Raw genomic sequence first — 14,969 nt, forward strand, 5'->3', positions numbered from 1 at the left:
CTATGCGATGAACAAAATATATAAAGTAGCTAATAGTTCTACAAAACCTATAACCAGAATAATCATAAACTGCTTCTTATTTGGCTTCGGAACCTTGAAGTTACCTACAAATAATAGCGATATAATTAACATAAGCCAAAAATAGAAAATAGTTAAATCAGCTTCAAGAAACCAATGTAAGACCAAAACCAGCGGAAAGATTAACGCTGCTGTAGTAACAGGTAATCCTGTAAAATATGACTTTCCTTTTATCTGAGCTTCCTCTGCGCGTTCATCAGAAGTAGCATTAAAATATGCCAAGCGAATAAGGGCCGCTAAAACATATGCTGCTGCAATTGTAATTAAAAGCAAAATCATAGAATAGTGATCTGGTCTTTCAGCTTTTCTTCCAAGATCTGTCAAAATACCACTAACTCTTAACTGTGCAATACCAATAGATGCTGGAAGTACACCAAAACATATTAAATCAGAAAGGGAATCAATCTGAATTCCAAATTCCTTTTCCATCTCTGTTCTGTCTTTTTTTGTACGAGCGACTTTTCCATCAAAACCATCAAGTAATCCTGAAATCATCAGGAATAATGTTCCACAATATGGATGGCCAATACCTGTCATTGTAACAATAATACCTACCACACCAGAAATAGTTGATAAGTATGTCAATATTACTGTGTAATCATAAACTCCAATCATAACATTCCCTCTCTTATTAGTTTTCTTCACCCATTTTAACTATCACTTTATTATCAATGATAGCTATTCCGCCTTCATTTGGGTATGTAGGCATAGCTTTAACTTCTGGCAGTTCCGATACTTCATTTTCCTCATCTATAATTATCTTTTCATTTCCTATTCCAAGATGATCTCTCATAAACTGAACATTTACGCCATAATTTATCATCTCTTCTAAAGAATTATAATACTTTTCAAGCTGAATACCATCTAATTCTTCCTTTTCTGCTACCTCATTGATTGTAGAATCTTCCACGTTATTAAATCCAACAAATACAATATCCATGTCATCAGAGAATCCTGGGGTCGCTTTTATATTTGCAATAAGCGCTGTCATGTACACTACAGCCTGCTCCTGAAAAATAGCAGCCTTGTTATAAGCTGCGTTATCCAAATAAACATAACCCAGTGTTACAACTGATGTGCAAATTATCATAATAAATGCTATAAGTTGTGCCGCCTTGTTTGCTATAGCGTTTTCGAATTCTTCGAATCTTTCTATTAAAATCAAAGGAATGATGAACACAAACACTTCTGCATAAATCATAAGTGTAGTCACTGCAAACATATCACTGGTTGATAAAAGATATACAACCATCATGGCTACTGGAATAAGAACAGCTCCAACAATAGATGAAAGCTTTACTACCAACTTAGCCTGAGATTTTATAAGTAACATTACTATCATTACTACAGATAGGATGAAGATAAGTAATGTCAACATTCTTAAGTATCTAAGGGCGTTAATTCCTTCCATTCTAAATGTCAGAAAATTCTTAATCGCATTAGCAAATACCTTTGGAAACTTTGCAATATTATATGGCTCAGTCCAGCCCTTATAATCGTTAGGAGTAATATGCTTAATCTTAATAAATATCTTTGAAATCACTGCCCAAATTCCAAGTCCCAGGCCAAGCTCAATCAAATCACTGACACCAGCTATTGCGTATTTAGCTACTGACTCTGTCTTACCATCTATTACATCTAAAAGCATCTTAAGAAGAAACAGTGTTACAACTACTCCTAGATATGCCTGATAAATACTAAGTGTAAGTGCTAACCAAAGAGAACTTATAAAAACATTCTTAACAGATAATTCCTTTATAAGTACTCTTGCAGCCTGAAAAGCGAATACCAATCCCATGAAATATGGCCAGCTGGTAAACATAAATGAAAATACACTTGTTACCATTGGAAAAACAACCATCAATCCACCGATAATAGTTGCTATAAGCTTTGACTTTATTTCAAAAATATCCATTAGAATCATGCCTGCGATTCCAATAAATACTATTGACATAAAGCCGTTAAATAGTGGAAGGGAAAATGTCTTAGTGGTATATACCATCAATCTGTATAGAATACCAAGGCCCCATCTGTTTACTTCATATGAAGCTCCAAGTGAAAACAGACAGTGGCTATTATCATGAACTGAAAGTCTGTTAAACAATGCAAATCCATGCGCAAACAATCCAAAGACTATCACTGAAAAGAATACATACTTCTGAGTCTCAGTTAGACGACCTATGAATTCTTTAATTTTCCCTTCAATGGTACTTGTTACGTTCATCTTATTGTCCCTTCTTTTTCTTAAATATGATAATCATTCCGATAAATGAAATCCATCCTATGGCTGCCACTATAAGTCCTAATTTCAAACCTGGCGTACAGTAGCTAAACTCTATATTATGATTTCCTGATGGTACCTTTATAAGCATCATGCCACCGGATTTAATAATATCTGTTTTTATGCCATCAATTGTGGCTGTCCATCCTTCATCATATGGAACACTAAAATATACATATGTATCCTTATCATAGCCTGTTACACATTTCATACCATGGCCATCCTTTGTAAAACCAAGAACAGATCCATATGTATTATCCACCACATACTCATCTATAGACTTTTCAAAATTAATATCACCAGCTTTTGTTTCTACTAAGTCAGTTTTAATTTCTTCTGTAATATCATCTTCAGCTAAGACTGCGCTATCCATAAGGGCAATAGCACGCTGATTAACTGGAAGGCTCTTTAACTCATCCAGTGTTATATATGAATCCACGGCAAAGCCTATTGGGCAAGCGCCGGTCTCCATCAAATATGCCTTACTTAAATCCGTATCATACTCATCTACAACTGTTCCTGCACTTTCCTCATACATAAGGTAATATTTACCTCCGAGAAGGGCTGCCAGTCCAGGAATATCATTCTTTGGCATACCTGCCACATTATGGTAATAATCAAATAAATCTTCAAACTCTATAATACTGTTAGCATTTGTGGAAGTCTGATTTGTAAATCCTGCTACATGAGCTTCCATGCTAATAAGGTTCATTGTATTGTTAAGTCTGTACTGCTGACTAGGGAGTTCCAGTTCCTTAGCGATATCGTACTTCTGCTTATAAGCCTGATATCCCATCCAGTCGCAAGTCTTATAAATATAAGTGGTGCAAAGCATAAGACCTAATGATACTATGCACACATTCGTAAATACGTTTTTATAACTAATGTTTTGTTTTGAAACAATATAGTTTGTTACTAGCGCACCAATAATTGCTAGCGCTACAAGTGTATAGAATCTTACTCCACGAAGAATCCATGTATTTCCCTGTGCGTTTAATACGTTTAGTATATTAATAGCTATTACAAAAACTGCTATAGCAGCTATGTATATGATTGTTCCGGTCTTTGTAGCCTTTACATCTGGTTCTTCTAACATCATTACAGATGCAAGGGCAACCATCAGTGAGAACATATACCACCATCTCATCTGCGCGGCACTATACATATAAAACAAATCACTAAGTAATGGTATAAAGCTTGCCACTGTACAAAAGATTATTATTCTTGAAAGCCAGTCTCTCTTTTTGATAATGTATGCTAGCACTAGAACCAGACCAAACAGTGGCATATACATACCATGACTTGAAAAATTCTGCTCCGATATTACACTAACAGATGTCATAGTCTCAGCAGGTAGCAATAAACTCTTCAGAATATACATATAATCAGGAAGAGTAGTCTTAAGCATGGAAAGGAATCCACTAAACTGACCTGTTCTAGGATTTCCAGTAACGAACAATATGTTAGGAATAAACATAAATGCAGCCATGGCTACACCTAACACTCCACATCCAATGCATTTAAATATATCTGTAACTAATGTCTTGATATCTTTGCTTGCAAATCTAAAGAGGTAATAGATTACTAAAAATACCACCTCTCCTATAAAGAAGAAATAGTTAATAAAGCAATTTAGAAATATCGTAAATACGAAGAATCTACAATCGTTCTTTTCTTTAAAAATCTCTAATCCAATTAGCATTAGTGGGAAAAACACTATAGCATCATGGAAGTGATAGAAAAGCATGTTAATTATCGAGAAGCCTGAAAATGCATAAAGCACTGATCCAAGCACAGCCCACTTGCTCTCATTAACAAACCTTCGTAAGTACAGGCAAGATGTTACTCCGGCAAAAGCAAACTTCAGCATAAATAACCATGCCACTATATAAGGAAAAGCATTAGCTGGAAATAGCATACTTAACCAGAAAAATGGTCCGCCTAATTCGTAAAAGCTGTATGCTTGAATCGTAGATGTTCCTAAATCCACATCCCAGCTAAATCCGCTAAAACCACCGTCTAACAAATCTTTATGAAGACCTATAGTAAATGGTATCTGTTGATCATTAAAATCATTTGTTAACACAAAAAAACCCTTGCCCTTTATTACCAATGGTAATAAAGCAAGGCAAGCTATCATAAAACATATTAAAAATGATTGAACGTAATCTCGTTTAATCCATTCTTTTACTTTCATCACATTAAATCCTTATACTATAAGCCCATACTCTGCTTTGCAATCTGGCTATAAGAAAATGTCTTCATTCCCTTAGTCTCAGCAATCTGTTTCATATTGTTGTATACTTCAGGTGAATTGAGAACTGTTGTAATTACTTTTTCCAGTTCTTCTTCTGTATCCTCATAAAGGAACTTAACATTACCACCTAAATCTACATGAGTGGTACCGTCCCAATATTTACAAATCATAGGCTTTCCTATGCCAACTACCTGCTCCCAGAATACGGAATGTCGTCCTGGAAAGACAACCAAGTCTGCACTGCCATAATATTCAAGTGTTCTATTGGAATCAATCCAACCAATATACTGACAGTTGTCACTTATTTCTGCATTAACTGCATCCCTAAGCTCATCAACTACTGAGCCAAAAACAATAAGCTTTATCTTTGGGTTAGCCATCTTATTGATAACCTTCATAAGGGTAACTGTCTGGCGCTTAGCCATATCAATCTTTCCACCAGTTATAATAAGGATATCATCATCCGCTATGCCGTACTTATTTCTGATCTCTCGTCTTGTTTCCTGAGAGAGAGCTTTTGGGACATCATCGTCATCTACACCCATAACTAAAAGCTCCAATTTATCCTCTGGAAGACCGTATATATTCTTCAAAAAATCCACTCTTGCAGGCATTACTCCATAGAATTTTGTAACGTATGGTATCAGCTTTCTTGCATAATGCTTCCACACAATTTTATGAAGAATATTTTTCGAAATCCAATTTGTAGCTGAGTTGGAAAAATCAGCATGATTATCGGCATAAACCACCACATCTGGATGCTTCTTTACATAATCTACTATTACGGTAGTGTCCTGAAAACTCACACTATGTAAAAAAAGAATGTCTGGTTTTTCTTTTTCCAATGCAGCCATAAGTCCTTCGAAGCGCTTGAGCTTCTTTGTGAACTCATCCTTACCCTGCATTTTTAAGCGGATTACCTTTACACCATCATCGTTCACATATTCATCTCGCTCATCCCAAATAACATTTCCCTTATCATCATTAATCCAATGAGATGTAATGTCAGTAACTTCCATTCCCATTTTTTTATGGTACTTTGAAAGCTGCTGATCCTGATAAGACCATCCATCTGTGAATAAGCTATTCAAACTGATATGAACAATTTTTTTATTAATACTCATTTTAGTTTGCCACTCCTAAATAGAACTTACCGAATTGTGCACATGACATATCGTGCTCCGCTAACCAAGCTACAGCCTCATCATTTTCTACTGAACAAATATATACATCACCTTTAATAGCATCATCATGAATATATTCTGTAAAATCATATCCTTCGAAACTTTTCGGCTGAAGGAATTTTGCATGTTCGTCCTCATAAACTACTGTTTCAACATATTTATCTACGGGATACTGCGTATAACATAGCACTCTAGGATGCCTTATATCTTGAATATGTATTGTACCTTCATAGTTTTGGGCAAATATTAATACTTCCTGTACTCCATTTGGTAATATATTAAAAATAGATGCATTGTAATCTATAAAATAGAATTTCGCAAACATGATACCATTTATAGAATAAAGCAACACCATAATAATTGTTGCAGCAATCTTCCATTTTTTACATAATCCAATCGTACAATTAATTCCTGATGCAACAAAAAAGAACAACGGTATGAACAATATATTTAGTCTCTCAAAATTTGCAACTATAAAGCAACCCATGACAAATCCACATGCAAGCCATATCCACATAATTACTGCACGTTTGCTTCTTTTAATCACTTCTTTTATTAAACCAATAACCAAAAAAATATTAGAAATTTTGAAATAAATGCCGTATTTTGGAACAGAATCATGTGTCACATAATCGTATTGTGTCCAGAAAAATGACAGCATTCTTTTAATATTTTCAATTGATGGTTTAACATCATCACTCCTAAAATATCCAAGTTTTGGTATTGATATTATGTTTGTACGTATTTCTTCTATAAAGCCCATATTGATAGCTATAAACAGAAATAATGGAAATGAAACAACTGCTAGAACGATTGTATATATCAATATAGATTTTATTGTAATCTCTTTCTTCAGATAAAGAAAAAGAATAGTACCATATACTAAAAAAGGCATTACAATCCATGGAGACGCATAGCTATACAACGTTATCCCCATAAAAATAGCCGCAAGAATAGTTTTCCATAATACATTTCTAGATGTAATCAGGAGATACATTGCAATTGTCACAAAACCTATGAAGAAATTACAATCCAATCCCCAGCGACTCATTATCAAATGCCATGGTGAGATAGCAAAAATAAATGTTGCCCAGAAAGCTATTTTTTCTTCAGCTATTTCCTTCATCAACAAATAAATAAAAACTAGTGTTATACACGCCAGCAATGCTTGTGGTAACCGCACTGCAACAGGCCTAAATCCTAATATTTTAATAAACAACATTTGGATGTAGCATTGCACCGCACTCATACCACTTCCCCATGATTCTAGATATATTGGATTGTGATAGCCATGAGAATCAATTCCATAATTCAACATAGAATATGCTTCATATGCAGAGAATGACTCATCCAAAAAATAGTTGTACTCTCCAGGTATTCGCCCAATATATGCCAGTCTGAGCACACAACCAATAACTATAACTGAAACCAGTTTATATTTATTTATATATTTGCTTACTTTCTCAAACATTTTTTACTCCTAATATTACTCTACAAGTTTCAACATACCTGTTGCTTTATCAACTAGATATAGTGAAAGACTTCTAATATCCTCCTTATTCACAAAAACATCTGAATATGTTGTGTCTAAGTTTTCTGTCACTCGATATATAGCAACATAATCATAATTAGAAGCCAGTAGCTCTTTAAAATCATTTAACGAAATTCCAGATTCATCAACTGAACTTGAAATATATATATCACTAAAGGTAATACTTCTTGGCTTTGAAATTGTAGCTAGTATAGGGTTATATGGCACATCTGCATCATCTCCAACCAATAAGATTGAACATTCTTCTTCAGTGTTTCTATTAATCTTATCCGACAGGATATTAATAAGGCTTCGGTATTCTTTTGAAACCTCTACCGTATGTCTGGATGTATATGCCTTTAATGTGTCAGTTTTGCTGTGACATACACTAGCCACGAACAATACTGAAATGATAATCATTAACACCTTGCTGGACATGCTACAGATAGCATCTCTTAAAAGCCATATTCCGTATAACAGGCCTGTTAAAAATACTATTCCACAGTATCTGTCAAAGGAAGCAAGATATGATGCCTCTTCCTCTGAGAAACGTGACACATAAAGTGGAAACAGCGACAGAATATAGAATATAACTGTGACACTAGGAATGATTGCACCAGCGATAGCTGTTGCCTTTCCTACTCTACCATTTCTGTATAGCCTATGATTGAAAAGGATAAAGGCTATTGTCATTAGTGTCATTATGGAAACGTAATTGAATCCTAATCGCTCATAGTAAATGTATCTGTATGTAATAGCCTCTCTAAAGGCATTATAAACAGATGTATAGAACTCACTACCATGACCCTGGATAGTAGCAATAGTACCTTTTACGTCAAATGGTGCGCTGAACTTCTGGTGTGTGTGTGAAACTCTAAGCTCAAGTTTCCATAACATTTTAGCTACAAGCATTGCTGCTATTGGACAAAGCCCCAAAAGCTTTTTCATCTTATTGTCTACCTGCTTAGCTGAAACGTAGTCGATTACATAATATAAGCCAATAAACATTGCCAAATATATTCCCACATCCTTAGCTAAGACCAATGTAGCACAAAGCATGGTGATATATATTTCGTAGAATAAATCCTTATTTCTTCTGAGTGCTATTGCAGCAAGTCCACATCCTCCCATTACGCCAAGGAATGGATCGATATAAAGTGACCCATACATATCCTTAAAGAAATAAAGTGGTGCTATCAAAGCGACAAGCCATAAAATAACGCCAGCTGCCTTTCTTACAATCCCGCTCTCCTTCACCTTAATGAATGGAAGCATAATGATTACTACAAGAAGCTGATAGGCATAATAAGTCTTCCACTCAGCGAAGCCTCCGGTGCAAACCATGTTTACCTTTTCTAGTAGATATTGGAATAATGACATAGCAGGTGGATAAGAAGGGAATACTGCAGTGGAATTAGGTGCAGTTCCGAAATCATCCATTCTGGCCATGATGACTACTGTATCTAACCAGTGAGAGAACTCATCGGTGGTCATAGCAAGTCTGCCTTTGTTCCAGTAAGCCAGTAAACCTGCTAAGATAGCGAAAACTACAGAGCCTGGTGTAATAAGATTTAATAGTCCCTTCTTAATAGATTCTGCATCATGATGCTTTATAATATGCCATATCGTAAATACGTACATAAAAAAAGCTAAGGCACAAATAACAATTGCACCTACCTGCAATATGTTAATCATGCCAAATAAAAATAATGTCAATATAATTCCCATGGAAGAAATAGGCAGAGCTTCCTCGAAAGCTCTGTCAAATCTAAAACATGCCATGACCGCAAATGCGGATATTATCAAAATAAATAAAATAATAGAAAGCATTTACCTACTCCTTATCGCTAAAGATTAAGGTTCTCTGAACTGTGTAGTTAAATAAATAAAGAATTATCTCTACTGGCACCTTGATGATTACAGGCGCAACCATAGGAAGTAGTGCTGATAAGTGAGTAACTGACCATCCTGAGATAGTTCCCGAAATCACTACAAGCACAAGATATTTTGCAAGCTGTACTGCACTGTTACCCTTGCCCTGGAATACCACATTCTTATTCAATGTGAAATTGATAAGACATGAGCACGCTCTGGCAATGTATGTAGCCATCATAATCTTTGCTCCACAAGCGTGTGCAATGATGAAAATGATGTAATCAATAAGTGCTGAGAACAGTGACGCAAATGAATACTTTAAAATAATACTGTAAATACGAATTGAATCTCTCACTGGATTAAAATGTGATGACTCATTATTGTTCTCGTATACTGTTTGGATTGTAACCTCTGTGATATTAACCTTATTTGTCTTGATGTCGAGAAGCATATTTGTCTCGTATTCGTACTTCTCACCATCACAACGAGCTGCTATCTCAAGGAACGAATAAGGCAATCCTCTAAGACCTGTCTGAGTATCAGTAACATCAATACCGCAAGTCCACTTGTAAACCTTACGAGAAATACCATTTCCCATGCGGCTCTTCCATGGAACATTGTCCACGTCGAATTCGCGACAGCCTAATACAACATCATCAGGATGCTGCTCCATTGCCTCAGCAACCTTTACAATATCTGCTGGTCTGTGCTGACCATCTGCATCTACTGTAATAACACCTGCTTTTGCAATCTCTGGATTAAGAAGGCAGTAGTTAATAGCGCTCTTAAGAGCTCTGCCCTTTCCCTGATTAATGGCATGGGTAACAATAATAGCTCCCATATCCTTAAGCTGTGTAAAGATGTGGGCGTATTTTTCTCCACCGCCATCATCTATAACAAGAACATTTTCAAAATAATCAAAGATATCTTTTGTAAGTGGCACCAGACTCTCCAATGGCTGGTAAGCTGGTATAATAATCAATTGTTTTTTCATAATATTACCTTGCTAATAAAATAAAGTCTCCCTCTGTTGCAACAGTGGTTTTATAGTTCTCAGAAATGTATTTTGCAGTATCCCCATCAACAAATTCAAAATAATATTTATTTTGTGGATTCATCATTATGTAGTCTGGCAAATCTTCAGGGTTAATTTCCCAATACTGTAATACTCTATTCTGTCCTGCTCCAGCACGAGCATATGGGCCTGGGCCCTGATGAGCATTGCAGTTAAGATAAGCACTATAACTATATCCGTGTAATACGAATAATCTGTCTTCGTCTGTAATATAATTTGTTACCAAATTATAGCAGTCTTCATTATTCTTATAATCATACTCTGATAAGGCTATTCCGCTATAAGCTCCATATGTTACATATGTACGTGGCTCGAAGATATCATTATAGCCTCCGTCCCCCTCAGCCATCCATATCAAGCTGAAGAATAATGTACATGCCATTACTGCCATCTCTAGTAGTCTTAAGCCATCAAACTCTTTTTCTATCATCATAAGAAGAGCAACAACAACATAAAAACACATGTGCCCAGGGATGGAAATCTCCTGATTTGTTGATATAGCCCATATTAACTGGATAACTAACGAGAAAACAAATATCAAATTCAAAGAAGCTCTATCATCATACTCTAGCTTTTTATAGCTTCCGACTTGAGTATATTGTGTCTTCTCCTTCTTATTTACAAAATAAGGGAACCAGAAGAATATCACTAAGCATCCATAGATTAATCTTGCATTGCTAACACTATTAAATCTGGCAAAAATTATTGCTCCCATGAATAGTATCCAGTAAACAGATAACACTATCTGAATAGTTCTATATTCAATATTTCTCCAAATACTAAGAACTTGTAGTACTACTATTGGAGCATATGCTACACCGAAAAAGAATAAATAAGAAAGAAGCATCTTTCCCATTCTAATATAAGCTGGTTCTCCATATGCCTGATCTTCAACATAAAGAAGCTGTGGGATTATATTCTGTATTCCAGCAGTAAGCTGCAAATAAACAAGGACTAGCCCACCACAAATAAAACATGTAACACTATATATAATGATTGGCTTTACTAACTCATATCCTCTTTGTGTCATGACAATCATGAATATTACAAAGAAGAATGGAAAGATTATCATCGTCGCATAAGCCAAAATTGCAACGCTTGTAGACAATCCCATTAAAACAAAGAACCATACGTTCTTTGTTTGTAAATATCTAAAAGCCCAACAGAAGAATAAAACGACAGCAAAATCACACATTGATTTGTATGAAAAGTTCTTAAATGATACAAAAAATGCGTAATATGTTAAGGCTGCAATGAATGCTCCATCTTTGTATTCTGTTTTTCTGATTGTAAAATATAGATATATGGAAATAAGAAGGCGTACAACCTGGTAGCAGATACGTGTATATAGTACGAACCCTATTCCCATTGAAGTAAGCAACGGCTCTAAAGCATAATAATACAATGCAAATAGTGGATATGTTAGTAATCCTCCTAGCTGTAGCTCTCCCCATATGTCTATGAAGAGTCTCTCTCCCTGGAAGACCGGCTTGTAGGTAGAGAGCAAGCCTGCTTCATCCATATAAAATCCTTCACGTATGACTACAAAGGAGCCAATCAAAACTACTAATCCAAGTATTACCCTAAACAGTCTTCTTTTTCCGTCTACCAATTCTGTCATTATTTTTCTCCCTGTTTTACGCACACAAATTCAAATTTATTCTATACTATTTGCTTTGCTTATGCCACTATAAAGATGTATAATCTCTATATTTGAGAACAGATTGAAAGGTTTTTTATATGACTAAGAAAAATAAAAGTGTGCTTACCACCACTATTCTTATAGCCTGCATGACATTAAGTTTTAAATTACTGGGCTTCGTCAAGCAATCGGTTATTGCATACTATTTTGGAACTACCGCAGAAACTGACGCCTATAATCTAGCTTTTACCTTTGTAGGTACCATGACATCAGCATTAGTACGTGCTATTTCCATATCCATGGTTAGCATTTACACACATACACTTATACAAAAAGGAAAAGAGGCAGCGTCAAAACTTATTTGTGCTTGTTTGGAGTTCATGCTTCCAATAGCGCCTTTTATTCTTTTGCTTGTGTACATGCTTACACCTGTTATAGCAAAAATATTAGGTCCTACATACACTCCTAGTGAGACAGAAATGCTTAGGCATTACCTATATATTTGTTATCCTTTGTTTGTATTCTCTATCTTCACTATGATAGGTACAGCATTAATGGATTCAAATAAGGACTTCGTAGTCAGTCGTACTGAATCATTTTTCACAAGTTCTGTTACCATCGCTTGTTGTGTGCTTTTATATAGCACTCAGGCTGTTACATCACTTGTTATTGCTCAATATATTAGCTACATATTGTTTATCACATTGCTGTTTTTACGCGGCAGACGATATGTTAATTTTTCTTTTGTACGATTCAGGGATGTTCCAGAACTGAAGGTAATACTTACTGCTGCACTACCTGTTTTCATTGGAAATTCTGTATTTCAGATTAATAAGATTGTAGATGGTTCGATTTCTTCCAGCCTGGGAGAAGGCAATGCTACAGCACTTGCCTATGCTATAGTGCTTGAAGATCTTGTTATCAATGTAATTGTAAATAATGTTGTAGATGTACTTTACGTAAACTTTTCAAATTATGCCGCTGAAGGAAACACCAAAAAGCTTTCAGAAACTATGACTTCAGCAGTAAATGCCATGATTTGCATTATGGCACCAATATCAATTATTACTTGCATGTGTGCTAAAGAGATTGTTTCAATTGTATTTCTTCGTGGAAGATTCGATGAGAATTCTTTAATGATGACCAGTGCAGCTCTTATCGGATATGCTGTAGGATTCATTAGTGCTGGAGTAAGAGATATAGCCTCTCGTGGACTCTATGCTTTTAAAGATACGAAAGGGCCAATGTACACAGGATTCTTTGCTGTAGCTTGTAATGTATTATTCAGTATTGTTCTTTCACGGTATATCGGAATCATGGGTGTCACATTAGCTAGTTCTATTTTCCTTACTGTGAACTTTGTGATTAATTCTTTAATACTAAAGAAATATATGCCCGACTACACATTGGTACAGTTTATTCCTACACTATTGAAGCAAGTTCCTGGATGTATACTACTCATATTGTTGATTATTTGTATTAAATATTTTATTAGCAATGCTATTTTAATATTCATTAGTTCCGCAATTTTAGGACTCACTTTATACATTGTTATTTTATCTCGCATGCATATTTCTGAAATTAACATAGTTGTGGAAAAAGGACTTAACAGAATAAAAAATGTTATGAAATAGTATTATGAATATTTGGAGGCTAAACATATGACAATAAAGAAATTATCATCCTATAGGTCTGTATGGATGGGTATTGCCATGCTATGGATTATGACTTTTCATTCAGCCCTATTTTTCGATAATACAGTTTTAGATTTTCTAAAATCCATAGGTTATGCCGGTGTAGATATTTTTCTTTTTTCAGCCGGATTAGGTAGCTATTTTTCATACCTAAGGGATGAAGCTCCTTTGGAATATTTAAAACGAAGAATATTTAGATTAGCTCCTGTATACTTACCTTTTATTTGCTTTTGGATGTACTATAAGCATCATATGGGTCAATGGAGTTCTAATCTTATCATTGGAAATTTATTTGCAATCCAAGGCTTTTCTTCAATTGGAGTTTTCTTCAATTGGTATCTAACATGTATCATCATTTGTTATATTTTAACACCTTACCTTGCAATATTTATTAGGGACAACCGTCTTATAAAATCCATTATTCTAATTATATTATTACTAATATTAAGTACCACATTTTGGAATGATGAGCGATTTTTAATTGTCGCTTCTAGAGTTCCTATTTATGTTATTGGTATGATTATCGCAAAATATAATTATGTAAAAATTAATACTAAGCATATCCTCTCCGGTATTATATCTTTTTCTATTGGGATAATATGTGTCTACTTATCCTTTAAGCATGCTCATGATTATCTTAGAGATTATGCACTGTATTGGTATCCTTTTGTACTTATTACACCTTTTTTGTGTTACATTTTTTCCGTATTGGCTTACTACTTTGAAAAGAATAGAATTACATCAGTTATTATTACACTCTTAAAAAAAGTTGGCGAGTATTCATTTGAAATCTTTTTATTACATATTTTCCTTTTTGACTTTGTATGTAGCCGAAGAGAAATATTCCTTTATGTAGACACTAGATGGTTCTGGGGTGTTATGTTTATTATTACATTCTTATGTAGTTATATACTAAGAATCATTTCTCTTTTAATAATCAAATTTTTCGTAAACGGTAAACCATCCGTACCTTTCTAAAATTTAGCCGCGCCCGCAGGCGCGACGATTACTTCACTGATTTTCTACATTCACTTGGAAATTCATCTGACCAAGGAAGTAGTTTATCCATAAAACTTCTATCTGTATCATCCAGATGTTCTGGGATTACAGTAAGAAGATGTTTGAAATACTCATAAGTTTTTAGGTTATTAGCTTTTGCTGTTTCAGCAATGCTATAAGCAATGGCGCTTGCTTTAGCACCAGAGATTGTATCAATCATAACCCAGTTTTTCTTTCCGATGCAGAAGCCACGGATTGACTGCTCAGCAGCGTTGTTATCCATAGGAACTTCTCCATCTTCTAGGAAGACTCTTAGGTACTGTTCCTGGTTGATTGAATACTGTAATCCTTTA

General features: G+C 34.9%; 11 protein-coding genes. 2 read left to right on the top strand and 9 right to left on the bottom strand.

What is annotated here, in order from left to right; all coding sequences use genetic code 11:
* From BUA88_RS13390 to BUA88_RS13425, 8 genes are read right to left on the bottom strand one after another with little or no spacing between them, the layout of a single operon-like run.
* Nucleotides 1-693, bottom strand: coding sequence for a CDP-alcohol phosphatidyltransferase family protein (locus BUA88_RS13390; protein ID WP_072918896.1), 693 nt, complete (start codon nt 691-693; stop codon nt 1-3).
* 16 nt (nt 694-709) lie between these two features.
* Complete coding sequence (locus tag BUA88_RS13395; RefSeq protein ID WP_072918898.1) at nt 710-2,302, bottom strand: glucosyltransferase domain-containing protein; 1,593 nt, start codon at nt 2,300-2,302, stop codon at nt 710-712.
* A 1-nt stretch (nt 2,303) separates the two neighbouring features.
* Nucleotides 2,304-4,556 (bottom strand): YfhO family protein, encoded by a 2,253-nt coding sequence (locus BUA88_RS13400; protein ID WP_083572532.1) that lies wholly within the window; start codon nt 4,554-4,556, stop codon nt 2,304-2,306.
* Between the two features lie 17 nt (nt 4,557-4,573).
* Nucleotides 4,574-5,740 carry a glycosyltransferase family 4 protein gene (locus BUA88_RS13405; RefSeq protein ID WP_072918901.1) on the bottom strand — a complete coding sequence of 389 codons (1,167 nt, stop codon included), beginning with the start codon at nt 5,738-5,740 and terminating at the stop codon, nt 4,574-4,576.
* A 1-nt stretch (nt 5,741) separates the two neighbouring features.
* Nucleotides 5,742-7,271 carry an ArnT family glycosyltransferase gene (locus tag BUA88_RS13410; RefSeq protein ID WP_072918903.1) on the bottom strand — a complete coding sequence of 510 codons (1,530 nt, stop codon included), beginning with the start codon at nt 7,269-7,271 and terminating at the stop codon, nt 5,742-5,744.
* 15 nt (nt 7,272-7,286) lie between these two features.
* Nucleotides 7,287-9,161, bottom strand: coding sequence for a hypothetical protein (locus BUA88_RS13415; protein ID WP_072918905.1), 1,875 nt, complete (start codon nt 9,159-9,161; stop codon nt 7,287-7,289).
* A 4-nt stretch (nt 9,162-9,165) separates the two neighbouring features.
* Nucleotides 9,166-10,200 (bottom strand): bifunctional glycosyltransferase family 2/GtrA family protein, encoded by a 1,035-nt coding sequence (locus tag BUA88_RS13420; RefSeq protein WP_072918907.1) that lies wholly within the window; start codon nt 10,198-10,200, stop codon nt 9,166-9,168.
* Between the two features lie 4 nt (nt 10,201-10,204).
* The gene (locus tag BUA88_RS13425) at nt 10,205-11,902 is read right to left on the bottom strand and encodes a hypothetical protein (protein WP_072918909.1); all 1,698 of its coding nucleotides are present in this window, start codon (nt 11,900-11,902) and stop codon (nt 10,205-10,207) included.
* Nucleotides 11,903-12,021: 119 nt separating this feature from the next.
* Between BUA88_RS13425 and BUA88_RS13430 the strand changes: the two genes are divergently transcribed.
* Both BUA88_RS13430 and BUA88_RS13435 read left to right on the top strand, forming a co-directional pair.
* Nucleotides 12,022-13,557, top strand: a complete 1,536-nt coding sequence (locus tag BUA88_RS13430; RefSeq protein WP_072918911.1) for a lipid II flippase MurJ — start codon at nt 12,022-12,024, stop codon at nt 13,555-13,557.
* 27 nt (nt 13,558-13,584) lie between these two features.
* The gene (locus BUA88_RS13435) at nt 13,585-14,595 is read left to right on the top strand and encodes an acyltransferase family protein (protein WP_072918913.1); all 1,011 of its coding nucleotides are present in this window, start codon (nt 13,585-13,587) and stop codon (nt 14,593-14,595) included.
* A 28-nt stretch (nt 14,596-14,623) separates the two neighbouring features.
* Here BUA88_RS13435 and BUA88_RS13440 read toward each other — a convergent pair.
* Nucleotides 14,624-14,969 (bottom strand): IS66 family transposase (locus BUA88_RS13440; RefSeq protein ID WP_143151446.1); only part of this gene is annotated, 346 nt, incomplete at its 5' end.

The sequence above is a fragment of the Pseudobutyrivibrio xylanivorans DSM 14809 genome (assembly GCF_900141825.1).
In the GTDB taxonomy this organism is placed as follows: domain Bacteria; phylum Bacillota; class Clostridia; order Lachnospirales; family Lachnospiraceae; genus Pseudobutyrivibrio; species Pseudobutyrivibrio xylanivorans.

Excerpts from the sequence above, each read along its gene's own strand:
- BUA88_RS13390 (WP_072918896.1), bottom strand. The coding sequence starts at position 693 with ATGATTGGAGTTTATGATTACACAGTAATATTGACATACTTATCAACT.
- BUA88_RS13395 (WP_072918898.1), bottom strand. The coding sequence starts at position 2,302 with ATGAACGTAACAAGTACCATTGAAGGGAAAATTAAAGAATTCATAGGT.
- BUA88_RS13400 (WP_083572532.1), bottom strand. The coding sequence starts at position 4,556 with ATGAAAGTAAAAGAATGGATTAAACGAGATTACGTTCAATCATTTTTA.
- BUA88_RS13405 (WP_072918901.1), bottom strand. The coding sequence starts at position 5,740 with ATGAGTATTAATAAAAAAATTGTTCATATCAGTTTGAATAGCTTATTC.
- BUA88_RS13410 (WP_072918903.1), bottom strand. The coding sequence starts at position 7,271 with ATGTTTGAGAAAGTAAGCAAATATATAAATAAATATAAACTGGTTTCA.
- BUA88_RS13415 (WP_072918905.1), bottom strand. The coding sequence starts at position 9,161 with ATGCTTTCTATTATTTTATTTATTTTGATAATATCCGCATTTGCGGTC.
- BUA88_RS13420 (WP_072918907.1), bottom strand. The coding sequence starts at position 10,200 with ATGAAAAAACAATTGATTATTATACCAGCTTACCAGCCATTGGAGAGT.
- BUA88_RS13425 (WP_072918909.1), bottom strand. The coding sequence starts at position 11,902 with ATGACAGAATTGGTAGACGGAAAAAGAAGACTGTTTAGGGTAATACTT.
- BUA88_RS13430 (WP_072918911.1), top strand. The coding sequence starts at position 12,022 with ATGACTAAGAAAAATAAAAGTGTGCTTACCACCACTATTCTTATAGCC.
- BUA88_RS13435 (WP_072918913.1), top strand. The coding sequence starts at position 13,585 with ATGACAATAAAGAAATTATCATCCTATAGGTCTGTATGGATGGGTATT.